Raw genomic sequence first — 23,209 nt, forward strand, 5'->3', positions numbered from 1 at the left:
GTCATACGGCTGGTGCGCATGGCGCACCCTACGACTGAGCGCCGGTAGCGGCATCCCTCGATCCTACGGATTCGGCATCGCGGCGCTTTGCTCAATCGAGCATATCGCTGTAACGCGCATCCTTCTTGAACACCAGCGGCTGCTCGAAGCCGGGCACCTTCACTTCCTCGGTGGTGATGGAGATGGCCTGGTCGTCGATCATGTCGTTGCCAAAGTTGTAGATGATGTCCAGCTTGCCCTGCAGCGCCTGTTGATCATAAGCGGCGGCGGCGGCACGGGTGCCCTCGCGGCGCGCCAGGTAGGCGTCGAAAGCGGCCTGGCCGTGGCGCTTGCACAGCATGCGCTCGGCCACATGTGGTGCGAGGATCACCGCGCTGGCGTTGTTGCCGCCAAAGCCCTTGGAGTTGATGAAGGCCACGTCCAGTGCCTGCTCACCCAGCTTGCGATCCTCGGTGGACAAGCTCAGGTGGGCCTGATGGACGTCACTGGCGACGGCATCGATGGTTTTCAGGCCGGGCACGATGCCGTACTTGAAGGCGCCAAGGGCGGCGATCACTTGGTCACCGCTGGCAGTGGCCAGGGAATGGCCAACAAAGGCCTTCACCGCCGTGATCGGCCACTGCTCGATGCCGAAGGCCGCCGCGACGCGGTCGAGAATCTCCGACTCGGTGACGCGGTTGGCCGGGGTGCTGGAGCCGTGGGCATGAACGAAGCTGCGGTTACGCACGGCGTCCAGGCCGAGCAATTGCACGGCGCTGGCCACGGCCTTGGCCACGGTCAGGTAGTTGCCCGGGCCGGGGGCGGAGATGGACTTCTTGAACCCATCGGCGTTGATGAACACGTCCGGTACCGCGCCGTGGATGTCGGCGCCCAGTTCCAGGGCCAGTTCGTCGTCCATCAGCACCACGAACTGGCAGGCTTCGGCCAGGGTGAAGCCGCAGTTGTCGCCGAACGGGCGGCTGGCGCGGCGGAAGTCCACCTCGCTCTTGCCTTCGATCTGGCGCAGGCCTTCCTCGGTGGCCAGCGCGCCCATAGCGCCGTAGCCCTCGATGCACTCCTGGTTGATCGGCGCCTCGCTGCTGCCGACGATGACCACGCGCGCCTTGCCCGCGGCGATCTGCTCGATGCCTTTCTGCAGGTTGTAGAGGAAGCTGGCGCAGGCACCGGTGATACTGCCGGTGGTACCGACGCTGCCGAGCACGTAGGCGTTGATGAAGTCCGCCGGCATGGTATTCAGGCCCAGGGCCAGTTGCTTGGCGGTGACGCGGCCGCCTTTGAGGCGCGACTGCATCATGCCGCCGAAGCCGTTCTCGTCGAGCTGGCTCATGATGCAACTGGCGAACACGGCGATCTCGTCCGGGGCCACGTGCTGGACGATGCGCTGCCAGTCGATGCCCACCGAGCGCAGCGCGTCGGTGACGCCGACCACGGTCATGGCCAGGCCGCGCGGATGGAAGCGCGAGTTGTACAGCTCGCTCGGCTCGAAGCCGGTGGGCAGTTGGCCGGCGGATTTCACCGCCAGTGGGCGGTAGCTGTCCACCTTGAACTCGCAGCTATCGTGCAGGGTGACGCGCACTTCGTTGCCCTCCAGCTCCTCCACCGACCAGTTGGCCGGCAGTGGCTCGGGCAGTTGCTTGCGCAGGGTGACGAAGCTGAGGCTCGCGCCATTGGCGGGGGCGACGCCGATGCTTTTCTGCCAGTGCGCCGCGTCCGGATCCAGGTGCTGCTGCTCGATGCGGCGCACCAGAGTGCCGGCGAGAATGTCCTTGGCGTAGCGGCTTTCGATCTCGGCCAGGCTCAGCGGCTGGCCGTGCTGATCCTGGTACTGGCCATCGACCACGCGCACCAGCTTCATCATTTGCGCCAGCCCGGCCAGGGTCTCCTGGCGCGCCTGGGGTTCCAGCGACTCCTGCACGGTGCGACGGAAACCATGGTGGAAGGAGCTGCGCCCGGCTGCGTTGTAACCCCCAAAACCCACGATCACAGGTAAGCGCGACATAACTCAAGAGCTCCTGAACAAGGCCAGCGCGACGCCGAACCGGCGCCAGTGGGCGCGGGTGGGGTCATAGGGCGGTGGCGTTTGGAAAATTTCGGCTGCCTAACCTGACGTGGATCATGACTGTCGAGTCACGCTCGCGTCCAATGTCGTGGCGAGAATGGGGTGTGTCGCGGATGGGCGGGGCAATGAACCGGGGGTAGGGTGCGCCGTGCGCACCAAGAACCTTCTAGAGGCTGGTGCGCATAGCGCACCCTACGCAAGCCCGCCGGCTGGTGGGCTTGCGTCGGTTCAGCCCTGGTAGCTGATATGCCCGTCGACCAGGGTGTAGCGCACCGCGCCGGGCAGGCAATGGCCAATGAAGGGGCAGTTGCTGCCCTTGGAATACCACTGCTCACCTGCGACGGTGGAGGCCTGCGCATCGAACAGCAGGATATCGGCTGCGCTGCCGACGCTCAGGCTGCCTGCCGGCAGGCGCAGCGCGGCGGCCGGGCCGCTGGACAGGCGTGCCAGCAGGGTTGGCAGATCCAGCAGACCGTCCTGCACCAGAGTCATGGCCAGCGGCAGTTGCAGTTGCACGCTGCTGATACCTGGCTCGGTAGCGGCGAAGGGCGCCAGCTTGGCATCGCGCTCGTGTGGTTGGTGGTGGCTGGCGATGGCCGAGATCACACCCGCCTTCACCGCTTCGCGCAGACCGTCACGGTCGGCACGGGAGCGCAGCGGCGGCTGCACGTGGTACAGGCTGGAGAAGTCGATCAGCGCCTCATCGGTGAGGATCAACTGGTACAACGCCACATCGGCGGTCACCGGCAGGCCACGAACCTGGGCATCGGCGATCAGTTCGGCGCCACGGGCACTGGTGATCTGGCTGAAGTGCGCGCGCACGCCGCTCTGTTCCACCAGCAGCAGGTCGCGGGCCAGGGCCACGGTCTCGGCGGTTTCCGGGATGCCGGCCAGGCCGAGGAAGCTGGCGGTGGGGCCTTCGTGGGCCAGGCCGCCTTCGGCCAGGTCGGCATCCTGCGAGTGGAAGATCACCTGCAGATCGAAGGTGGCTGCATATTCCAGGGCGCGGCGCAGGGTGCGGGCGCTGCGGAAGTTGTCCAGGCCGTTGCCGAAGGCCACGCAGCCGGCATCGCGCAGCGCAACGAGCTCTGCAAGCTGCTCTCCGGCCAGACCCTTGCTCAGCGCGCCGATGGGGAAGACCTTGGTGTGCCCGGCTTCGCGAGCGCGGTCGAGGATCAGCTCGGCCACTGCGGGGGTATCCAGCACTGGCTTGGTGATCGGCGGGCAGCACAGGCTGGTGACGCCGCCGGCCGCTGCGGCCAGGGTCTCCGTGGCGATGCTGCCCTTGCGGCTGTAGCCTGGTTCGCGCAGGGCCACGGACAGGTCGACCAGGCCGGGGGCCGCGATCAGGCCTTGGGCGTCGAGGGTCTTGTCGGCAGCGAAACCGGCTGGTGCCTGGCCGATGGCGACCAGCTTGCCGCCATCGATATAGAGGTCGCTGACCCGATCCAGGCCGCTGGCCGGGTCGATCACGCGGGCGCCGAGGATTGCGGTACGCATCAGTTGGCCTCCTCGGCATTGAGTTGACGTTGGGCGTTCTGCCCGCTCATGGCCATGGAAAGCACGGCCATGCGGATGGCGATGCCGTAGGTGACCTGGTTGAGGATCACCGACTGCGGGCCGTCGGCCACTGCCGATTCGATCTCCACGCCGCGGTTGATCGGGCCCGGGTGCATCACCAGGGCATCCGGCTTGGCCAGCTTGAGGCGCTGCTCGGTGAGGCCGAACAGGCGGTAGAACTCGCCCTCGCTGGGCAGCAGGCCGCCCTGCATGCGCTCGCGCTGCAGGCGCAGCATGATCACCACGTCGACGTCCTTGAGGCCTTCGTTGGCGTCGCTGAACACGCGCACGCCGTAGCTTTGTTCCAGGCCGATGGGTAGCAGGGTCTTCGGTGCGATCACGCGAATGTCCGGGCAGCCCAGGGTCTTCAGCGCCAGCATGTTCGAGCGCGCCACCCGCGAGTGCAGGATGTCGCCGACGATAGCCACCGAGAGCTTCTCGAAGTCGCCCTTGTGGCGGCGGATGGTGAGCATGTCGAGCATGCCCTGGGTCGGGTGCGCATGGCGGCCGTCGCCACCGTTGATGATCGCCAGGTTCGGGCACACGTGCTCGGCGATGAAGTGCGCGGCGCCGGAATCGGCATGGCGCACGACGAAGATGTCGGCGGCCATGGCCTCGAGGTTGCGCAGGGTGTCGAACAGCGTCTCGCCCTTGCTGGTGGAGCTGGTGGAAACGTTGAGGCTGATGACGTCGGCCGACAGGCGCTGGGCGGCCAGCTCGAAGGTGGTGCGGGTGCGCGTGGAGTTCTCGAAGAACACGTTGCACACGGTCTTGCCGCGCAGCAGTGGGACCTTCTTCACTGCCCGCGCGCCGACTTCGAGGAAGGAGTCGGCGGTGTCGAGGATTTCGGTCAACAGCTCGCGGGGCAGGCCGTCGAGTGAGAGGAAGTGGCGCAACTGACCTTGGTCGTTCAGTTGCAGCGGGCGCTTGGCGGCGAGTGGCGTCATCGCAGGGAGTCTCAGTTGGCGAGCGTCTGGAGTTCGAGGGTCAGCGGCGTGGGGCCGGACAATTTTACCCGCTCGTTGGCCGCCAGCGACAGGGTGGCGCCGACCACGTCGGGGCGGATCGGCAGCTCGCGGGCATTGAGGTCGAGCAGGCTGACCAGGGTGACGCTGGCCGGGCGGCCGTAATCGAACAGTTCGTTCAGCGCGGCGCGGATGGTACGGCCGCTCATCAGCACGTCGTCGATCAGCACCAGGTGCTGGCCCTCGATCTCGAACGGCAGCTCGGACGGTTGCACCTGCGGGTGCAGGCCGTTCTGGGTGAAATCGTCGCGGTAGAACGACACGTCGAGGATGCCCAGGGCGTCATCGCGATCCAGTGCGGCCAGCAGGGCCTGGGCGACCCAGACGCCGCCAGTGCGGATGCCGATGAAGCGGGGTTCGCCGATCTGGCGCTGGTTCAGGTGCTGGGTCAGCGCGCTGGCCATGGCTGGCAGCAGGTCGTTGGGGTTGGGTAGCATCACAGACTCCTCGTTGCGGGCCGACAGGTTCAGCCCGGGCAATGTTCCTCGAGCCAGCCTTGCAGCAGTAGCGCCGCGGCCAGGGCATCCACTGGGCGCTCGCGATAGCCGCCACTCTGACCCTCGCGCAGGCGCTGGCCCTTGGCCTCGAAGGTGGTCAGGCGTTCGTCGTGGGTATAGGCTGGCAGGTTGAAGCGGCCATTGAGGCGACGGGCGAATTTCTCGGCGCGGGCACTCATCTCGCTGGGCGTGCCGTCCATGTTCAGTGGCAGGCCGACCACCACGGCGTCCGGCTGCCATTCCTTGATCAGCGCTTCGACGCGGCTCCAGTCCGGCACCCCGTTCTGCGCCTTGAGCGTGCACAGCTCGCGGGCCTGGCCGGTGATCACCTGGCCGACAGCGACGCCGATCTGCTTGGTGCCGTAATCGAAGCCCAGCAGCAGGCGTAGTGGCTTGTCGCTCATCAGGCGTGCCCGGCCTGCGAGGTGAGCAGGCTGAGGTTGACGCCCAGGCATGCGGCGGCGGCATTCAGGCGTTGGTCGAAGGGCAGATCGAAGAGGATGGCGTTATCGGCCGGGCAGGTCAGCCAGGCGTTTTCGGCCAGCTCGGCTTCCAGTTGCCCGGCTTCCCAGCCGGCGTAGCCGAGGGTGATCAGGTAACGCTCCGGGCCATTGCCGTCGGCGATGGCGAACAGCACGTCCTGCGAGGTGGACAGGCCTAGCTCGCCCAGATCCAGGGTGGCCTGAAACTGCTGGCCAGCCGGGTGCAGGACGAAACCGCGATCGGTCTGCACCGGGCCGCCGGCGAAGATCGGCAGGCTGTGGCACAGCGCCGCCGGCTCTTCGTCAGGGCGCAATTGCTCCAGAACGTCGGCCAGGTTGAGGCCATTGGGCTTGTTGATCACCAGACCCATGGCGCCCTGATCGTTGTGCTCGACCAGGTAGGTGACGGTCTGCGCGAAGTTCGGATCGGCCATGTGCGGCATGGCGATCAGAAAGTGATGCTTGAGCGAAGTGGGGGCTGAAGTCTTCATGACGGGTAGTTTGAAGCCGCAAGCTGCAAGCCACAAGCTGCAAGTAAAAGCGAAAAGCCTGGTGGGTGAGGGTGGCTTTTCTTACGGCTTGCAGCTTGCAGCTACTCCTATCAATTGCTCGACAGCCGGTCGCCGCGCTCGAAGCGCCAGGTGCGGATGATCTCCAGACGGTCGATGTCGGCCAGGTCGCCGGTGAAGGGGGCATAGGGCGCGGCCAGGCGCACGATGCGCTGGGCGGCCTGGTCGAGCACGGCCTGGCCGGAGGACTCCAGCACCTGCACTTCATAAAGGCTGCCGTCGCGGTTGATCGACACCAGCAGGCGCAGGCTGCCGTAGATGCGCTGGCGACGGGCGTCATCGGGGTAGTTGAGATTGCCGATGCGTTCGACCTTCTTGCGCCACTCGTCCTTGTACCAGGCGCCCTTGTCGCGCATGGTCGAGGCGGCGCTGAGGCGGTAGATCTTCGGGCGCTTGGCGTAGGCCTGAACTTCCTGGGCCAGCTCGGCCTCCAGGCTGGCGATTTCCGCCGAGAGCTGCGCGGAGTCGAAGACCGGCGCCGGCTTGGTTTCGCGCGCGGGTTTGCTTTCTTCGCGCTTGACCGGGGTTTTCTGCTGCTGGGGCGCGCGGGTGGCAACGGCCGCCTTCGGCGCTTCCTGCTTGCTGGCCGGTTGCTGCGGTGCGCTGGGCGGGGTGACCTTGCGTACCTCGCTGTCCTGAAAGCGAGCCTGTTCGGTGGTCTTCGGCGCGGCCGCCTGTTCCAGGGTGCCGCTACCCTGCTGGTTGTCCTGAGCGAGGAAGTCCGCCTCCTTGGGCTTGTCCTCGCTCTTGAAGGTGGACAGGGTGATTTCCAGGGTCTTGCTGATCTGCGGCGGCGGCTCCAGGGTAAAGCCGACTCCGAGAATCAGGGCGATGTGCAGCGCTGCCGCGACGAACAGGGTGAAGCCCAGGCGGTCGGCCGGGCGCACTTTGGTCGAGCTGACGGTGGGTGTAGGGGTTGCTGCGTTCATCGCACATCGGGTCTGCTTTGAGTGACGCGCAGTCTGCGGCGCGGCGCTTCAGGCTGCAAGCTTGAAGCGCCAGGCTGCCACTTGCGTCAAGCTTTTGCGCCAAGTTTTTCGGCGATGCAGGCCATCAGGCGTTCGCCGATACGGGTATCGAAGGCCGCATCGATCTCACGGATGCAGGTGGGGCTGGTGACGTTGATTTCCGTCAGGTGCTCACCGATCACGTCGAGGCCGACGAAGATCAATCCCTTTTCCCGTAGCGTGGGGCCGACGGCCGCGGCGATCTCCTTGTCCCGCTCGGTCAGTGGGCGAGCTTCGCCGCGGCCGCCTGCGGCCAGGTTGCCGCGCGTTTCGCCAGCAGCGGGAATGCGCGCCAGGCAGTAGGGGATCGGCTCGCCATCGATCATCAGGATGCGCTTGTCGCCCTCCAAGATCGCTGGCAGGTAGCCTTGCGCCATGATCTGTTGCTGTCCATGCTGAGTGAGACTTTCCAGAATCACCGAGAGATTGGGGTCGCCGGCACGGTGGCGAAATATCTGTGATCCGCCCATGCCATCCAGGGGTTTGAGAATGATGTCACGGTGCTCATCGGCAAACTGGCGCAGAATATCGGCCCGGCGACTGACCAGGGTCGGTGGTGTGAATTGAGGAAACTGGGTGGCGAAGAATTTTTCGTTGCAGTCGCGCAGGCTCTGTGGCCGGTTGACCACCAGTACACCGTCACGCTCGGCCTGTTCCAATAGATAAGTGGAGTAGACGAACTCGTTATCGAAGGGCGGATCCTTGCGCATCAGGATCACGTCCAGTTCGGCAAGGGGGCTGTCCTGCTCGTCGGCAAGCTCGAACCAGTGCTGCGCGTCGTTGAATACCTTCAGCGGGCGCATGCGGCCTCGGGCTTGGCCGCGGGCCTGGTAAAGATCCCGTTGTTCCATGTAGAGCAGCGACCAGCCGCGAGCCTGGGCCGCCAGCAGCATGGCCAGCGAGCTGTCTTTCTTGAAACTGATGTCCGCGATGGGATCCATGACGATCCCGAGACGAAGGCTCATGGGGTGACTCTCCGCAGGAAAGAAAGGGGCGCAAGCCTTGTGGATTGTGCCGGGTAAGGGCTGTCAGGGTGGCGTCAGGCGGGGCGGTGGTCAAGGGTGCTGAGCGCCCCGGCGGGCTTATAGATTGCATCTGGAGAGTGTGCTACAAAGGCCCGTCGGTGGTGCGCACGCCCTCCGGTAACAGGGCCTCAGGCATACTGAAAGCAAGTAAATGAACGACTCACCGAGGCGATGGTAGGGCAAACATGGAACAGCATTGCGACGGCTTGAAAGTGATGGTGATCGACGACTCGAAGACGATTCGTCGCACTGCGGAAACCTTGCTGAAGAAGGTGGGCTGCGAAGTCATCACTGCGGTCGACGGCTTCGATGCCTTGGCCAAGATCGCCGACACCCATCCAAGCATCATCTTTGTCGACATCATGATGCCGCGTCTCGATGGTTATCAGACCTGTGCCCTGATCAAGAACAACAGTGCTTTCAAATCCACCCCGGTGATCATGCTGTCCTCCAAGGATGGTCTGTTCGACAAGGCCAAAGGACGCATCGTGGGTTCCGATCAGTATCTGACCAAGCCCTTCAGCAAGGAAGAGCTGCTCGGTGCCATCAAGACTCATGTGCCGGACTTCACTCCGGTAGAACAAGCCTCCTGACGTCGCGGCCCACGGGTCGTACGCCTCTTCTGTATTGGGAAACACCATGGCTCGAATTCTGATAGTTGATGACTCCCCGACCGAGATGTACAAACTGACCGCCATGCTGGAAAAGCACGGCCATCAGGTGCTGAAGGCGGAAAATGGTGCTGACGGCGTGGCCCTGGCCCGCCAGGAGAAACCCGACGTCGTGCTGATGGATATCGTCATGCCCGGCCTCAATGGTTTCCAGGCGACTCGTCAACTGACCAAGGATGCCGAAACCAGTCATATCCCGGTGATCATCGTCACCACCAAGGATCAGGAAACCGACAAGGTTTGGGGCAAGCGCCAGGGCGCCAAGGATTACCTGACCAAGCCGGTCGACGAAGATACGCTGCTGAAAACCCTCAACTCGGTACTGGCCGGTTGATGGATACCTCTAAAAAACCAGGCGAGGCAGTGATGGCAGCGCAGGTCGTTTTTAGAGGTGCCCTGATGCCGTGTCGTCCGAATACTCCATAAGAAGGCCAGGGCGGGCATGTCGGACGTATTGACCCCTTTCCAGATTCTGCTCGACATCGACCAGCGTTGTCGTGCGCTGGCAGCCGGCCTGCCATCCCAGCAGGCGGCGGTGCAGACCTGGAGCGGCATCGGTTTTCGCATGGGCGAGCGCTATTTCGTGGCGCCGATGGGGGAAGTGGGCGAGGTGCTCCACGAGCCGCGTTATACCCAGTTGCCGGGGGTCAAGAGCTGGGTCAAGGGTGTGGCCAACGTTCGTGGTCGTTTGCTGCCGGTGATGGATCTGTGTGGTTTCTTCGGCAATGAGCTGTCGCCGCTGCGCAAGTTGCGCCGCGTGCTGGTCGTTGATCACCAGGACATCTTCGCAGGCCTTACGGTCGACGAAGTCTTCGGTATGCAGCATTTCCCCGTGGATAGCTTTTCCGAGCAGCTACCGCCTCTGGAGGCGAGCATGCAGCCCTTCATCCACGGGCTATTCCAGCGTGAGCAACCCTGGTTGGTCTTCAGTCCACAGGCTCTGATACGAGACCAGGCGTTCCTCGATGTCGCTTATTAGAAGATTTTCGGTTGGGTCGGCTTTGTCGGCCTTTTGGCGTTACACGAAAGCCGTTGTGCGGTTGGTCCAGGCGGGGGCCAGATAATGAAGAAACTCAATGCAAGCAACTTGTTGGGCGGAGCGCGTAGCAGTGCGCTGATCGCGGGCCTGTTCGTGGTGCTGATCGTCTCCATCATATTGGAGTTCGCCAACTTCGCGTACATGAATACGCAGTCGAACTACGACACCGAGTACATCGGTCACTCCGGTGAGCTGCGCGTCCTGTCCCAGCGTATCGCCAAGAACGCCACGGAAGCGGCCACCGGCAAGTCCGAGGCCTTCGGCCTGCTGCGCGATGCGCGCAACGACTTCCAGCAGCGCTGGAACTTCCTCACCGACGGGGACGCCGAAACCGGGCTGCCGCCGGCACCCGAGGCGGTGGCGCCGCAGATGGCAGCCGTGCAGCAGGACTGGGACAGCCTGCGGCAGAATGCCGACGCTATCCTGGCCAGCGAGCAGACCGTACTGTCGTTGCACCAGGTGGCCGCCACCCTGGCCGAAACCATTCCGCAGTTGCAGGTCGAGTACGAGGAGGTGGTCGACATCCTCCTGGAAAGTGGCGCGCCGGCGGCCCAGGTGGCCGTGGCCCAGCGTCAGTCGTTGCTGGCCGAGCGTATTCTTGGCTCGGTGAACAAGGTGCTGGCCGGCGACGAGGATTCGGTGCAGGCCGCCGACATGTTCGGTCGTGACGCCAGCCTGTTCGGCCGCGTGCTCAATGCCATGCTCGAAGGCAATGCGGCCATGGAGATCAGCCAGGTGACCGACGCAGAGGCCCAGGAGCGCCTCTCGGAAATCTCCGAGCTGTTCGAGTTCGTGTCTGGTTCGGTGGACGAGATTCTGGAAACCTCGCCGGAACTGTTCCAGGTGCGTGAGTCGGCCAACTCCATCTTCACCGTCTCGCAGACCCTGCTGGACAAGGCCTCGGAACTGGCCGTCGGCTTCGAGGGGCAGGCCGAAGGGCGCACCATCAACACCCTGTTCGGTTATGCGCTGGGCGTTCTGGCACTGGGTTCGATCATCCTCATCGGCCTGGTGATGGTGCGTGAAACCAACCGCCGTCTGGCCGAAACCGCCGAGAAGAACGAACGCAACCAGGCGGCGATTCTGCGTCTGCTCGACGAGATCGCCGACCTCGCCGACGGTGACCTGACAGTGGCCGCGACGGTGACCGAAGACTTCACCGGCGCCATCGCCGACTCCATCAACTACTCCATCGACCAGCTCCGCGACCTGGTGGCCACCATCAACCAGACTGCCGTGCAGGTGGCCTCGGCCGCCCAGGAAACCCAGGCCACTGCCATGCATCTGGCCGAGGCCTCCGAGCACCAGGCGCAGGAAATTGCCGGCGCTTCCGCGGCGATCAACGAGATGGCCGTGTCCATCGACCAGGTATCGGCGAACGCCAGCGAATCCTCGGCGGTAGCGGAACGTTCCGTAGCCATCGCCAACAAGGGCAACGAAGTCGTACACAACACCATCACCGGCATGGACAACATCCGTGAGCAGATCCAGGACACCTCGAAGCGGATCAAGCGCCTCGGTGAATCGTCCCAGGAGATCGGTGACATCGTAAGCCTGATCAACGACATTGCCGACCAGACCAACATTCTCGCCCTGAACGCCGCGATCCAGGCGTCCATGGCCGGTGATGCAGGCCGCGGCTTCGCCGTGGTAGCGGACGAGGTACAACGCCTCGCAGAACGTTCCTCGGCGGCGACCAAGCAGATCGAGGCGCTGGTGAAAACCATTCAGACCGACACCAACGAAGCCGTTATCTCCATGGAGCAGACGACTTCCGAAGTGGTGCGCGGTGCCCGCCTGGCGCAGGACGCCGGGGTGGCCCTGGAGGAGATCGAGAAGGTATCGAAAACCCTCGCGGCGCTGATCCAGAACATCTCCAACGCTGCACGGCAGCAGGCCTCTTCGGCCGGCCACATTTCCAACACCATGAACGTGATTCAGGAAATCACCTCGCAGACGTCCTCGGGTACCACCGCCACCGCGCGCAGCATCGGTAACCTGGCCAAGATGGCCAGTGAGATGCGCAAGTCGGTTTCCGGTTTCACCCTCCCGGACGCCTGATAAAGGAGAGCGGCGGGCCGACGCGACTGCCGCGTGACAGCCATGACAAAGGGCGAGGGGCAGGGTATGCAGCCAGCCGGCATCTGGGCGTTGTCGCCCGTGGCCGACATGTCGCAAGCCGATTTCCACGACTGGCAGACGCTCCTCGAAGAGCGCACCGGCGTGGTCGTTAGCGAGCAACGCCGTGCATTCCTGCAGACCAACCTGAGCGCGCGCATGCGCGAACTGGGCGTGACGGATTACGCCAGCTACTACCGCCAGGTGACCGATGGGCCGCGTGGTGCGGTGGAGTGGTCGACCCTGCTGGATCGTCTGACCGTGCAGGAGACCCGCTTCTTCCGCCATCAGCCTTCGTTCGAGGTGCTCGGGCAGTACCTGCAGGAGCGCCTGGCGGGCGGGCTGGGCAAGCCCTGGGAGCTATGGAGCGTGGGCTGCTCCAGTGGTGAGGAGCCTTATTCCCTGGCCATCCTGGCGGCCGAGACATTGCAGGGCAGCGAGGCGCCGGAGCACTTCGCGGTAACCGGCACGGATATCAGCCTGGGCGCATTGGAGAAGGCCCGCGAAGGCTGCTACTCGGCGCGCCGCCTGGAACAGGTGAGCAGTGAGCTGCGCGAACGCTATTTTCTCGCGCAGGCCGATGGACGTTTCAAGGTGGTACCGAGCCTGGCGGCACGTGTGTGCTGTGCCCGGCTCAATGTGCTGGAACTGGCCACGGCGCCGATGTCCGGCATGGATGTGATTTTTTGTCAGAACTTGCTGATCTATTTCCGCCGCTGGCGCCGTCGCGACATCCTCAATCGCCTGGTCGAGAGCCTGGTGCCGGGAGGATTGCTGGTCGTGGGCGTGGGTGAGGTAGCCGGCTGGCAGCACCCGCAACTGGTGCCGCTGGCCGACGAGCGAGTTCTGGCGTTTACCCGCAAGGGATAAGGCCAAGTTTATGAGTGGAGTGGCTATGGGTGATCGGCATGATTATGTCGCCCTGGAGTGGGTCAAAGGCGAGATTGCGGAAACCCTGAAGCAGGCGCGGCAGGCTCTGGAGGCGTTCGTCGAGAACCCGCAGGATCCGACGCGCATGCGCTTCTGCCTGACCTACGTGCACCAGGTTCACGGCACCTTGCAGATGGTCGAGTTCTACGGCGCCGCGCTGCTCGCCGAAGAAATGGAGCAACTGGCCAAGGCTCTGATGGAAGGCCGTGTGGCCAACCAGGGCGAGGCTCTGGAAGTGCTGATGCAGGCCATCCTGCAACTGCCGGCCTACCTTGACCGCATCCAGAGTGCGCGGCGCGACCTGCCCATGGTGGTGCTGCCGCTGCTCAACGACCTGCGCGCCGCTCGTGGCGAGAAGTTGTTGTCGGAAACCAGCCTGTTCTCCCCGGACATGTCCACCCGCCAGCCGGCACTGCCGGAAGGTGGCCTGGCACGCCTGCGCACCGCCGAGCTGCCGGTGTTGCTGCGCAAGCTGCGGCAGATGCTGCAGATGGCTCTGGTCGGCATCATCCGCAATCAGGATCTGGCCACCAATCTGGGCTACATGGCGCGGGTCTTCGCGCGCCTGGAAAACCTGTGCAAGGACGCTCCGTTGGGCGCCCTGTGGCAGATCGCCTCGGGCATGGTCGAAGGCCTGGCCAATGGCAGCGTGGTCAACGGCACCTCGGTGCGCACCCTGCTGCGTCAGGTGGACAAGGAACTCAAACGCCTGGTCGAGCAGGGCGCCGATGGCATCAACCAGCCTGCCCCCGACGAACTGACCAAGAACCTGCTCTTCTACGTGGCCAAGGCGCCGGCGCAGTCGCCGCGCATTCGTGCCCTGAAGGAACAGTACCGCCTCGACGACGCGCTGCCGGACAGCGAAGTGGTGGACGAGGAGCGCGCCCGCCTGGCCGGCCCCGACCGCGACGCCATGCGTTCGGTGGTGGCAGCGCTGTGCGAGGAGCTGGTGCGGGTCAAGGACAGCCTCGACCTGTTCGTGCGCAGCGACCGCAGCCGCCCCAGCGAACTGGACGCCCTGCTGGCGCCGCTCAAGCAGATCGCCGATACCCTGGCCGTGCTCGGTTTCGCCCAACCGCGCAAGGTGATCCTCGACCAGATCGATGTCGTGCATGGCCTCTCCCTGGGGCAGCGCGAGCCCAGCGATGCCGTGCTGATGGATGTGGCCGGTGCCCTGCTCTACGTCGAAGCGACCCTGGCCGGCATGGTTGGCCCCAGCGAAGACAGCCAGAGCGAACAGAGCCATCTGCCCACCACCGACGTGGGGCAGATTCACCAGTTGGTCATCAAGGAGGCGCGCAACGGCCTGGAGCAGGCCAAGGACGCGATCATCGAGTTCATCGCCTCGCAGTGGAACCACGAGCATCTGGCGCGTGCCCCGGAGCTGCTGACCCAGGTACGCGGCGGGCTGGCGATGATCCCGCTGCCGCGTGCAGCCGAGCTGCTCGCGGCCTGCAACCGCTACATCCAGGAGCAACTGCTGGCGCGCAAGGCGGTGCCCAACTGGCAAAGCCTGGACACCCTGGCCGATGCCATCACCAGCGTCGAGTATTACCTCGAACGCCTCAGCGAAGACCATGGCGCAGCGGGGGACATGATTCTCGATGTCGCCGAAGAGAGCCTGGAATCGCTCGGTTATCCGCTGAAGGCCAAGCCGTCGATCCTCGACGTCCCCGAGTCCGAACCCGAGCCCTTGGCACCGCTGGCCGATCCGCTGCAGGAGATCGAGCTGCTCGGTGCCGAGGACAGCCTGCTGCAACAGCCCCTGAGCGAAGAGCCCTCCACGCCCGAGCTAGCGCAGGACGGCAACTGGCTGCTCGATGCCGAGCCGCTGGAACTCGACGAGACGGTCATCGACCAGCCGCTGGAGCATTTCTCCCTCGACCTGGAACCGCTCGAGCCGTTGCCAGAGCCCCAGGCCGACGGCGAATCCCTGGATGAAGGCAGGTTCGAGCTGGCGGACGAATCCTGGCAGCTCGCCGAGGATGAGCCGCCCGCCGAGAGCAACTGGGATGATCTGGAACTGGCGGATCTCGACCTGCCGGAGGTGGAGCTGCCCAGCGCGCCCGAGCCGGTCGCCGCCGCTCCGGACGAGGAGCCGAAGCCGCTGTCGATGGCCGATGTCATGGCCGCCCCGGTGCAGGCCATCAACCCGCCCGCTGCCGAGGTGCCGCCCAGCCTGCTACCGCCGCCTGCCGACGAGGAACCGGTCGACGAAGACCTGCTCGAGGTGTTCATCGAAGAGGCCGGCGAGGTGCTGGAGACCATCGCCGAGTACCTGCCCAGATGGCAGGCCGACAATGACGACAAGAATGCCCTGATCGAGGTGCGTCGCGCCTTCCATACCCTCAAGGGCAGTGGCCGCATGGTGCGGGCACTGGTCATCGGCGAGCTGGCCTGGTCCATCGAGAACCTGCTCAACCGCTTGCTCGATCGCAGCATCGAACCGAGTGCCCCGGTGCAGCAAGTGGTGCTCGACGTGGTGGCGCTGATGCCGGCGCTGGTCGACGAGTTCGCCGCCAAGGCCCAGCGCCAGCGTGACGATGTCGACCAGTTGGCCGCCACGGCGCATGCCCTGGCCAAGGGGCAGCCTGCCCCAAAGTTTGACGCCCCGGAAGCCGATGAGGTAGCCGAGCCCGTGGGCGCTGTCGAGGCTACCGTCACTGCCGATGAGGTCGCCCCGGCCGAGGTCGAGCCAAGCGATGAGCAGCCACTGGACAGCGAGCCGCTCGATGGCGAGCCCCTCGATCCACAGTTGCTGGAAATCTTCCGCAACGAAGCGGAAACCCACCTGGAAACCCTGGTCGGCTTCCTGGCCGACTGTGCCCGTGAATTGCCGCAGCCGGTGACCGATGCACTGCAGCGTGCTTTGCATACGCTCAAGGGCAGCGCCTACATGGCAGGTATCCTGCCGATGGCGGAAATCGCCGCGCCGCTGGAGAAGTTGGTCAAGGAGTTCAAGACCAACCTGGTCGAGATCGATCTGAGTTGTGCCGAACTGCTCAGCGAGGCCGAGCAGCTCTTCCGTATTGGTCTCGATCAGCTCGAGAACCAGCCGCTGGCGCCCATCGAGGGGGCCGAAGCCTTCATCGAGCGTGTGCATGCCATGCACCAGTCGCGCCTGGATCAGGCCGAAGGCGAACGGCTGGGGCGCAGCGGTGAGGCGCGCGATCCGCAACTGATCGGTATTTTCCTCGCCGAAGGCATGGACATCCTGCTCGATGCCGAGGAGCTGTTGCGCAAATGGCGTGAACACCCCTCCGAGCGCCAGGAGCTGTCCGCCCTACTGGAAGAGCTGACCACCCTCGGCCGGGGGGCCGAGATGGCCGAGCTGCCACAGATCGATGAGCTGTGCGAGGCGCTGCTGGATATCTATGGTGCCGTCGAAGAAGGCAGCCTGGCGGTCAGCGAGCGCTTCTTCGACGAGGCGGAAAAGGCTCATGAGGCCCTGATCGGCATGATGGATCAGGTGGCGGCGGCCTTGCAGGTCACCCCTCAGCCCGAGCGTGTCGCGGCATTACGCAGCCTGCTCGAAGAGGCCCTCGATCCGGCCAAGCTGGCCCTGCTGGCACCGGGCGCCGAGGGGCTCGAAGTCGTCGACCTGGACAGCGCCACCGCAGCGCTGCAGGCCGAAGATGCGGCGGATGTCAGCCTGGACAAGCTGGCGGCCGAAATGCCGGACGCCGATCTCGACGACGAAATGGTGGAGATCTTCCTCGAAGAGGCGGTGGACATCCTCGACAGCGCTGGCCAGGCACTGGAGCGCTGGCTTGGCGAGCCGGACAGCACCCTGCCGCTGTCTTCTCTGCAGCGTGACCTGCACACCCTCAAGGGTGGCGCGCGGATGGCAGCGATTCGCCCCATCGGTGACCTGGGCCACGAGCTGGAGTCGCTTTACGAAGGCCTGGTGGATCGTCGCTATGGCTACTCGGCCGAATTGGCCGATCTGCTGCAGCGCAGCCATGACCGCCTGGCGCAGATGCTCGAACAATTGCAAGCGCGCCAGGCACTGAGCAGCGGCGAGGATCTGATCCAGGCCATCCGACGTTTTCGTCAGGGCGGTGCGGCCCAGGGTCTGAGCCCCGTCACGGCGCTGGACGAACCCACTGCTCTTGACCAGTCCGCCGCGGCGAGCGAAGCCGAGAAGCAGGTCGATGAGTCGGATGCCCTGGCTGATGAGCCGCAGAGCGAGCCGGTCGTAGCTGATGAGACGCCAGTCGAGCCCGATGAGCCCGAGTTGCCCGAGCCGTCACCCCCCAGCGATGCTGTTGCCGAGCCCGAGCCCGAGCCCGAGCCCGAGCCCGAGCCCGTAGCCGACGTGCTGGAAACGGAATTCGTGCCAGCGCCTGAGCCGCAGGCTGCGGTGCCCGCGAACTGGCATGACGAGCGTGACCCCGAACTGGTGGAAATCTTCCTCGAGGAAGGTTTCGACATCATCGACAGCGCCGGTGCGGCCTTGCAGCGCTGGATGGACGATGTCGACAACAGCCTGGAGCTGGAAGCCCTTCAGCGTGACCTGCACACCCTCAAGGGTGGGGCGCGCATGGCCGAGGTGCGCGAGATCGGCGACCTGGCCCATGAGCTGGAATTCCTCTACGAGGGCCTGGGTGCTGGACAACTGCGCGCCAGCCCGGTGTTGTTCGACCTGCTGCAGGCTTGTCATGACCGCTTGGCACAGATGCTCGAGGCGGTTCGCGACAAGCAGGCCGTGCCGCAGGGCGATGCCCTGATCGAAACCATCAAACGCTTCCGCGCCAACCCTGACGAGCAACTGAGCATTCCCACGGCCGTGCAGCTCAAGCCCGCGTCCGAGGCCAGCGCGGACAGCGAGGCCGACAGCGACATCCTGGAAATCTTCCTGGAAGAGGGCGACGACCTGCTGCAGGCCATGGAAGCGGCCATCGACCGTTGGCAAGCGCAGCGCGACGACGCCAGTGCCATCGACGAGATGCAGCGCATCCTGCACACCCTCAAGGGCGGTGCACGTCTGGCTGGGCAGAAGCGCCTGGGCGACATGAGTCATGCCCTGGAACAGCGCCTGAGCGATGCTCTGCAAGGCGATGCGCCCTGGTCCGAGAGCCTGTCCGTCGATGTGCAGTCCGCCTTCGAGGGGCTGCAGCGGGAACTGGATCAACTGCGTCAGCGTCTCGACGCCGGCCAGGACAGCAGCCCCGAACCGGCTGCGGCCTCCAGCGCCGATGAAGCGCCCAGGCCGTCAGCGCCGAAAGCCGCCAGCGCCATAGTCGCGGCCAGCGAGCAGCCCGTGCAGGTACAGGCCGACAAGGTGCTGCCGTTCGTTCAGCGCGCCCAGCAGGCCGCTCAGGAAGCGCTTGCCCGCCGCGCCCCGCAGGAACTGGTGAAGGTGCCGGCGGAGCTGCTCGAGGGGCTGGTCAACCTGGCCGGTGAAACCTCGATCTTCCGCGGCCGTGTCGAGCAGCAGGTGAGCGATGTCGGCTTCACCCTGAGCGAGATGGAGGCGACCATCGACCGCGTGCGTGACCAACTGCGCCGCCTCGATACCGAAACCCAGGCGCAGATTCTCAGCCGCTACCAGGCCGAGGCCGAACGTGCCGGCTACGAAGAATTCGACCCGCTGGAAATGGACCGTCACTCGCAACTGCAGCAGCTCTCCCGCGCGTTGTTCGAGTCGGCGTCCGACCTGCTCGACCTGAAGGAAACCCTGGCGGCGAAGAACCGCGACGCTGAAACCCTGTTGCTGCAGCAGGCGCGGGTCAACACCGAGTTGCAGGAAGGCCTGATGCGCACGCGCATGGTGCCCTTCGACCGTCTGGTGCCGCGTTTGCGTCGCATCGTTCGCCAGGTGGCGAGCGAGCTGGGCAAGCAGGTGGAATTCGTCGTCGCTAACGCCGAAGGCGAGATGGATCGCTCCGTGCTCGAGCGCATCGTCGCGCCCTTGGAGCACATGCTGCGCAACGCCGTCGACCACGGCATCGAGGCCGCCGAGGTACGCCGTGCCGCCGGCAAACCCGAGGTCGGCACCATTCGCCTGAACCTGAGCCGCGAGGGGGGCGATATCGTCCTCACCCTGGACGACGATGGTGGCGGTATCCGCCTCGACGCCGTGCGACGCAAGGCCATCGAACGTGGCCTGATGGTTGAAGGCAGCGATCTCAGCGACCACGAGGTGCTGCAGTTCATCCTCGAGGCCGGTTTCTCCACGGCGGAGAAGGTCACGCAGATCTCCGGACGTGGCGTCGGCATGGACGTGGTGCACTCGGAGGTCAAGCAGCTCGGCGGTGCCATGAGCATCGATTCGGAGCCGGGCCAGGGCACACGCTTCACCATCCGTCTGCCATTCACCGTGTCGGTCAACCGCGCGCTGATGGTCTATTCCGGCGAAGACCTCTATGCCATTCCGCTGAACACCATCGAAGGTATCGTGCGGGTGTCGCCCTACGAGCTGGAAGCCTACTACGCACCCGATGCGCCGCGCTTCGAGTACGCCGGCCAGGCCTACGAGCTGAAATATCTGGGTGACCTGCTGAACAACGGCCAGCACCCGAAACTGGTGGGCCAGAGCCTGCCGCTGCCGGTGATCCTGGTGCGTTCCAGCGAACATGCGGTGGCCGTGCAGGTGGACAGCCTGGCCGGTTCGCGCGAGATCGTGGTAAAGAGCCTCGGCCCGCAGTTCGCCGGGGTGCCCGGTATTTCCGGTGCGACCATCCTCGGTGACGGCCGCGTGGTGGTGATCCTCGATCTGCTGGCCACCATCCGCAGCCTGCATGCCCGCCTGCTCGGCCAACTGGCGCCGCGTCTGCTCGAGCAGGCGCCCGTGGCCGGCGAAGAGCTGGAAGCCGAGCGGCCGACCCTGGTCATGGTGGTGGACGACTCGGTCACCGTGCGCAAGGTCACCAGCCGCCTGCTCGAACGCAACGGCATGAACGTGATGACCGCCAAGGACGGGGTGGACGCCATCGCCCAATTGCAGGAGCACAAGCCCGACATCATGCTGCTGGACATCGAGATGCCGCGCATGGATGGCTTCGAGGTGGCGACCCTGGTGCGCCATGACGAACAGCTCAAGGATCTGCCGATCATCATGATCACCTCGCGTACCGGCGAGAAGCACCGCGAGCGTGCCATGAGCATCGGCGTCAACCAGTACCTCGGCAAGCCTTATCAGGAGTCCCTGTTGCTCGATAGCATCGCAAAGCTGGTGGATAGCCAGCGGGGTAAGCGAGCATGACGCCAAGAACCGCAGCACGTATCGCCGTCATCGCCGACACCTCGTTGCAGCGTCATGTGCTGCAGCAGGCGCTGATCAGTGGTGGTTATCAGGTGGTGCTCAACAGCGATCCGGCGCGCCTCGATGAAGCGGCCCTGGCTGCCTGTGAAACCGACCTGTGGCTGGTGGATCTGGCGCAATCCGAGGACTCGCCGCTGGTCGACAGCCTGCTCGAGCGCGCCAGCGCGCCTGTGCTGTTCGGCGAAGGGCATGCTCCGGAGCGGCATTCGGAAAACTATCCGCGTTGGGAGCGCAGCCTGTTCGGCAAGCTCAAGCGGCTGGTGGGTGACTCGGCCCAGGCGGTGGGGCCGAGCCTGCAGGCATTGCTCGACGAGGCGCAGCGCCCGGCCCGCCTAGAGCTACCGCAGGTGCTGGCACAAACCCAGCTACGGGCTGGTGAACCGGCGCGTCAGGTCTGGTTGCTGGCGGCCTCTCTGGGCGGGCCGGCGGCGGTCAAGGCGTTTCTCGATGCCTTGCCGGGCGGTCTGCCCATCGGCTTTCTCTATGCCCAGCACATCGATGCCAGCTTCGAGGCGGTGCTGCCGCAGGCGGTCGGTCGGCACAGCCAGTGGCACGTCAACCCAGCGCGGCATGGCGACCTGGTGCGCTGTGGCGAAGTGGTGGTAGTGCCGATCAGCCATGAACTGGGTTTTGCCGACGATGGCGCCATGCAGATTGCCGAGCGTGGCTGGCCGGAACCCTACAGCCCTTCCATCGACCAGATGATGCTCAACCTGGCGCAGCATTACGGTGCCCAGTGTGGTGTCATCGTGTTCAGTGGCATGGGTAGCGACGGCAGTGCCGCCGCGGCCTACGTCCAGCGCCAGGGTGGGGTGATCTGGACGCAACGCGGCGAGAGCTGCGCCAGCCCGAGCATGCCGGACAGCCTGCGCGAGGGCGGTTACAGCAGCTTCAGCGGCGACCCCCGCGAACTGGCCTCGGCGCTGGTCGATCAGCTTGCCGAACATTGCAGTTGAGGACGTTTTCATGAGCCAAGCCGTTGCTACCCAGAACAGCGCCGACAGCCTCACCGGCCTGCTGGTGCCGCTGGCCGACCGCACCTTGCTGCTGCCCAACGTGGCGGTAGCCGAGCTGATTCCCTACCGTGCACCGCAAGCCAGCGAGGGCATGCCGGACTGGTACCTCGGCGAGATCGCCTGGCGTGACCTGCGCCTGCCGCTGCTGTCCTTCGAGGCGGCCAGCGGCGGCGAAGCCCAGGTGGCGAGCCGGGCGCGGGTGGCGGTGCTCAATGCTTTGGGCGGGCGCCCCAAGGTCAAGTTCATCGCCTTGCTGGTGCAGGGCATTCCGCGCTCGCTGAAGGTCGAGCGCGAGCTGCCGGCCGCCGAGGTCGACCTGGCGCCACTGGAGCTGGGCGCGGCGCGCCTCGGCGAGGACGTGGTGCGCATTCCCGATCTGATCGGCCTCGAGCAGTTGCTCGAAGATGCCGGGCTCATCTGACGGCAGCCTGCGCCTGGCGCGTCTGGGCGCCATCGAGGTGGCCAGCCGTGCGGCGCTGGGCCAGCAGTTCGACAAGCACAGTCATGACGAACTCGTCATCAGCGCCAATCTGCTCGGCGAGGAGCAGGTGTGGCTCGATGGTCGCACCTTCAGCGCCGGCGCTGGCTGCATCACCACCTACAACCCCGGCGAGATCCAGAGCGGTGGGGTGCTGCCGGGCCAGCCCTGGCACTATGTCGGCTTGTATGTGCCGGTGGACTATCTGGCGAATAGCCTTGGCCATGAGCGGCTGCAGTTCGTGCGGCCCTGGCAATACGCCCCGGCCCTGACCAGCGAGCTGGCGGCTGCAGTCAACACCTGCCTGAGCGATGATGCCCTGCTGCGCGAGCGTGGCGAGGAGCAGGTGACGCTGCTGCTCGGGCGCGTGGTGCGGGGTGCCGGTGTCAGCCTGGCCGCGCCGCGCGAGGCTGGGCACCTGGCGGTGCGACGCTTGCAGGAGTTGCTGGCGGCGCGTCTGGAGGCCACTCCCAGCCTGGATGAAATGGCCACCGAACTGAGCCTGTCCAAGTTCCATCTGCTGCGCAGCTTCCAGAAGCACACCGGCCTCAGCCCCCGGCAATGGGCCATGCAACTGCGCACCCGGCGTGCCCAGGGCCTGCTGCGTCAGGGTATGGCACCCAGCGCGGTGGCGCATGCCTTGGGCTTTGCCGATCAGAGCCATCTCAATCGCCATTTCCGTGCGGCCTATGGCCTCAGCCCTGGGCGCTATCAGGCGCTGCTGCGCCGCTGAGCAATCCGGTTCAAGCCAGGTGCCTCGCGGCCGTCCATAATCGGCGCCTTGTTGCAGTGGAGTGCTAACGATGTTGACGGTTTTCCTCGCCGCCGTGCTGTTCGGCCTGGCGTTCGTGGTTTCGCCAGGGGCGGTGTTCAGCGAAACCCTGCGCCGGGGGCTCAGTGGTGGTTACCGACCAGCGCTGCTGGTGCAGTTGGGCTCGTTGATCGGTGATGCGCTGTGGGCGTTGATCGGCCTGAGCGGCCTGGTGCTGTTGCTGAGCCAGGACAGCGTGCGTGTGCCGCTGACTCTGGCCAGTGCTACCTATCTGGCTTGGCTCGGCGTGCAGGGCCTACGCGATGCCTGGCAGCCGCCGCAACAGGGAGAAGAGGGTGGCGCTCAGGCCCGCAGCGCCTTCGCCGCTGGCGCGCTGCTGTCGCTGTCCAACCCCAAGAACATCGTGTTCTGGGGCGCCTTGGGTAGCGCCTTGGCCGGCATCGTAGAGGGCACGCCGACTGGGGAGCAGATGCTGGTGTTCTTCGCCGGCTTCATGTTGGCTTCGTTGCTCTGGTGTTTCGTTTGCGCGGCGCTGGTGGACTGGTTGCGGCGCAACACCTCGTTGCTCTGGCATCGCCTGAGCTATGCCGGTTGTGGGGTGTTGTTGCTGGCGTTGGCAGCGCTTACCTTGCGTGGGTTTTAGTGGTTTGCAGGAAATTCTTTGCGGCTGGTTTGATAGCGGACTGGCAAGTTT

18 protein-coding genes are annotated in these 23,209 nt (G+C 65.2%); 10 read left to right on the forward strand and 8 right to left on the reverse strand.

The features are described 5' to 3' along the window. Positions 1-91 precede the first annotated feature (91 nt). From PVE35_RS01655 to gshB, 8 genes are all read right to left on the reverse strand, one after another. Complete coding sequence (locus PVE35_RS01655) at positions 92-1,999, reverse strand: beta-ketoacyl synthase (protein WP_277373577.1); 1,908 nt, start codon at positions 1,997-1,999, stop codon at positions 92-94. Positions 2,000-2,287: 288 nt separating this feature from the next. Further along, a complete protein-coding gene (locus PVE35_RS01660; protein ID WP_277373578.1) occupies positions 2,288-3,559 on the reverse strand; it encodes a dihydroorotase in 1,272 nt (423 codons plus the stop codon). Beyond that, positions 3,559-4,566: an aspartate carbamoyltransferase catalytic subunit gene (locus PVE35_RS01665; RefSeq protein ID WP_268179629.1), complete on the reverse strand. Its 1,008-nt coding sequence runs from the start codon at positions 4,564-4,566 to the stop codon at positions 3,559-3,561. Before PVE35_RS01665 ends, PVE35_RS01660 begins: the two co-directional genes overlap by 1 nt. Positions 4,567-4,577: 11 nt before the next feature. Beyond that, entirely contained in the window at positions 4,578-5,084 is a 507-nt protein-coding gene (gene pyrR, locus PVE35_RS01670; protein WP_268179627.1) for a bifunctional pyr operon transcriptional regulator/uracil phosphoribosyltransferase PyrR, read from the reverse strand. 26 nt (positions 5,085-5,110) lie between these two features. Continuing rightward, the gene (ruvX, locus tag PVE35_RS01675) at positions 5,111-5,548 is read right to left on the reverse strand and encodes a Holliday junction resolvase RuvX (RefSeq protein ID WP_268184412.1); all 438 of its coding nucleotides are present in this window, start codon (positions 5,546-5,548) and stop codon (positions 5,111-5,113) included. Then, positions 5,545-6,114 carry a YqgE/AlgH family protein gene (locus PVE35_RS01680; RefSeq protein ID WP_268179626.1) on the reverse strand — a complete coding sequence of 190 codons (570 nt, stop codon included), beginning with the start codon at positions 6,112-6,114 and terminating at the stop codon, positions 5,545-5,547. Before PVE35_RS01680 ends, ruvX begins: the two co-directional genes overlap by 4 nt. A gap of 110 nt (positions 6,115-6,224) precedes the next feature. Further along, the gene (locus tag PVE35_RS01685) at positions 6,225-7,121 is read right to left on the reverse strand and encodes an energy transducer TonB (RefSeq protein WP_277373579.1); all 897 of its coding nucleotides are present in this window, start codon (positions 7,119-7,121) and stop codon (positions 6,225-6,227) included. 86 nt (positions 7,122-7,207) lie between these two features. Then, complete coding sequence (gene gshB / locus PVE35_RS01690) at positions 7,208-8,164, reverse strand: glutathione synthase (RefSeq protein ID WP_268179623.1); 957 nt, start codon at positions 8,162-8,164, stop codon at positions 7,208-7,210. A gap of 245 nt (positions 8,165-8,409) precedes the next feature. Between gshB and pilG the strand changes: the two genes are divergently transcribed. The 10 genes from pilG (at position 8,410) to PVE35_RS01740 (ending at position 23,158) form a co-directional block, all read left to right on the forward strand. Next, positions 8,410-8,817 carry a twitching motility response regulator PilG gene (gene pilG, locus PVE35_RS01695; RefSeq protein WP_268179621.1) on the forward strand — a complete coding sequence of 136 codons (408 nt, stop codon included), beginning with the start codon at positions 8,410-8,412 and terminating at the stop codon, positions 8,815-8,817. A 46-nt stretch (positions 8,818-8,863) separates the two neighbouring features. Then, the gene (pilH, locus tag PVE35_RS01700; RefSeq protein ID WP_268179619.1) at positions 8,864-9,229 is read left to right on the forward strand and encodes a twitching motility response regulator PilH; all 366 of its coding nucleotides are present in this window, start codon (positions 8,864-8,866) and stop codon (positions 9,227-9,229) included. A gap of 108 nt (positions 9,230-9,337) precedes the next feature. Next, complete coding sequence (locus PVE35_RS01705) at positions 9,338-9,874, forward strand: chemotaxis protein CheW (protein WP_268179617.1); 537 nt, start codon at positions 9,338-9,340, stop codon at positions 9,872-9,874. A gap of 84 nt (positions 9,875-9,958) precedes the next feature. Beyond that, positions 9,959-11,995 (forward strand): methyl-accepting chemotaxis protein, encoded by a 2,037-nt coding sequence (locus tag PVE35_RS01710; RefSeq protein ID WP_268179615.1) that lies wholly within the window; start codon positions 9,959-9,961, stop codon positions 11,993-11,995. 66 nt (positions 11,996-12,061) lie between these two features. Further along, on the forward strand, positions 12,062-12,922 hold the full coding sequence (locus tag PVE35_RS01715; RefSeq protein WP_268184410.1) for a protein-glutamate O-methyltransferase: 861 nt from the start codon (positions 12,062-12,064) through the stop codon (positions 12,920-12,922). 25 nt (positions 12,923-12,947) lie between these two features. Next, entirely contained in the window at positions 12,948-20,189 is a 7,242-nt protein-coding gene (locus PVE35_RS01720) for an Hpt domain-containing protein (RefSeq protein WP_277373580.1), read from the forward strand. Next, entirely contained in the window at positions 20,186-21,205 is a 1,020-nt protein-coding gene (locus PVE35_RS01725) for a chemotaxis protein CheB (RefSeq protein WP_268179611.1), read from the forward strand. Before PVE35_RS01720 ends, PVE35_RS01725 begins: the two co-directional genes overlap by 4 nt. A gap of 10 nt (positions 21,206-21,215) precedes the next feature. Continuing rightward, complete coding sequence (locus tag PVE35_RS01730) at positions 21,216-21,686, forward strand: chemotaxis protein CheW (RefSeq protein WP_268179609.1); 471 nt, start codon at positions 21,216-21,218, stop codon at positions 21,684-21,686. Beyond that, a complete protein-coding gene (locus PVE35_RS01735) occupies positions 21,670-22,476 on the forward strand; it encodes an AraC family transcriptional regulator (RefSeq protein ID WP_277373581.1) in 807 nt (268 codons plus the stop codon). The genes PVE35_RS01730 and PVE35_RS01735 overlap by 17 nt, the downstream gene beginning before the upstream one ends. Before the next feature lie 70 nt (positions 22,477-22,546). Beyond that, the gene (locus PVE35_RS01740; protein ID WP_277373582.1) at positions 22,547-23,158 is read left to right on the forward strand and encodes a LysE family translocator; all 612 of its coding nucleotides are present in this window, start codon (positions 22,547-22,549) and stop codon (positions 23,156-23,158) included. Positions 23,159-23,209: the final 51 nt, after the last annotated feature.

The sequence above is a fragment of the Pseudomonas sp. AA-38 genome, from assembly GCF_029457475.1.
In the GTDB taxonomy this organism is placed as follows: Bacteria; Pseudomonadota; Gammaproteobacteria; order Pseudomonadales; family Pseudomonadaceae; genus Aquipseudomonas.

Bases quoted from the DNA above. Each gene is read 5' to 3' on its own strand.
- pilH (WP_268179619.1), top strand. From the start codon at position 8,864: ATGGCTCGAATTCTGATAGTTGATGACTCCCCGACCGAGATGTACAAA.
- PVE35_RS01685 (WP_277373579.1), bottom strand. From the start codon at position 7,121: ATGAACGCAGCAACCCCTACACCCACCGTCAGCTCGACCAAAGTGCGC.
- PVE35_RS01730 (WP_268179609.1), top strand. From the start codon at position 21,216: ATGAGCCAAGCCGTTGCTACCCAGAACAGCGCCGACAGCCTCACCGGC.
- PVE35_RS01665 (WP_268179629.1), bottom strand. From the start codon at position 4,566: ATGACGCCACTCGCCGCCAAGCGCCCGCTGCAACTGAACGACCAAGGT.
- PVE35_RS01740 (WP_277373582.1), top strand. From the start codon at position 22,547: ATGTTGACGGTTTTCCTCGCCGCCGTGCTGTTCGGCCTGGCGTTCGTG.
- PVE35_RS01725 (WP_268179611.1), top strand. From the start codon at position 20,186: ATGACGCCAAGAACCGCAGCACGTATCGCCGTCATCGCCGACACCTCG.
- PVE35_RS01705 (WP_268179617.1), top strand. From the start codon at position 9,338: ATGTCGGACGTATTGACCCCTTTCCAGATTCTGCTCGACATCGACCAG.
- PVE35_RS01655 (WP_277373577.1), bottom strand. From the start codon at position 1,999: ATGTCGCGCTTACCTGTGATCGTGGGTTTTGGGGGTTACAACGCAGCC.
- PVE35_RS01735 (WP_277373581.1), top strand. From the start codon at position 21,670: ATGCCGGGCTCATCTGACGGCAGCCTGCGCCTGGCGCGTCTGGGCGCC.
- PVE35_RS01720 (WP_277373580.1), top strand. From the start codon at position 12,948: ATGGGTGATCGGCATGATTATGTCGCCCTGGAGTGGGTCAAAGGCGAG.
- PVE35_RS01660 (WP_277373578.1), bottom strand. From the start codon at position 3,559: ATGCGTACCGCAATCCTCGGCGCCCGCGTGATCGACCCGGCCAGCGGC.
- PVE35_RS01715 (WP_268184410.1), top strand. From the start codon at position 12,062: ATGCAGCCAGCCGGCATCTGGGCGTTGTCGCCCGTGGCCGACATGTCG.
- PVE35_RS01680 (WP_268179626.1), bottom strand. From the start codon at position 6,114: ATGAAGACTTCAGCCCCCACTTCGCTCAAGCATCACTTTCTGATCGCC.
- pilG (WP_268179621.1), top strand. From the start codon at position 8,410: ATGGAACAGCATTGCGACGGCTTGAAAGTGATGGTGATCGACGACTCG.
- PVE35_RS01710 (WP_268179615.1), top strand. From the start codon at position 9,959: ATGAAGAAACTCAATGCAAGCAACTTGTTGGGCGGAGCGCGTAGCAGT.
- gshB (WP_268179623.1), bottom strand. From the start codon at position 8,164: ATGAGCCTTCGTCTCGGGATCGTCATGGATCCCATCGCGGACATCAGT.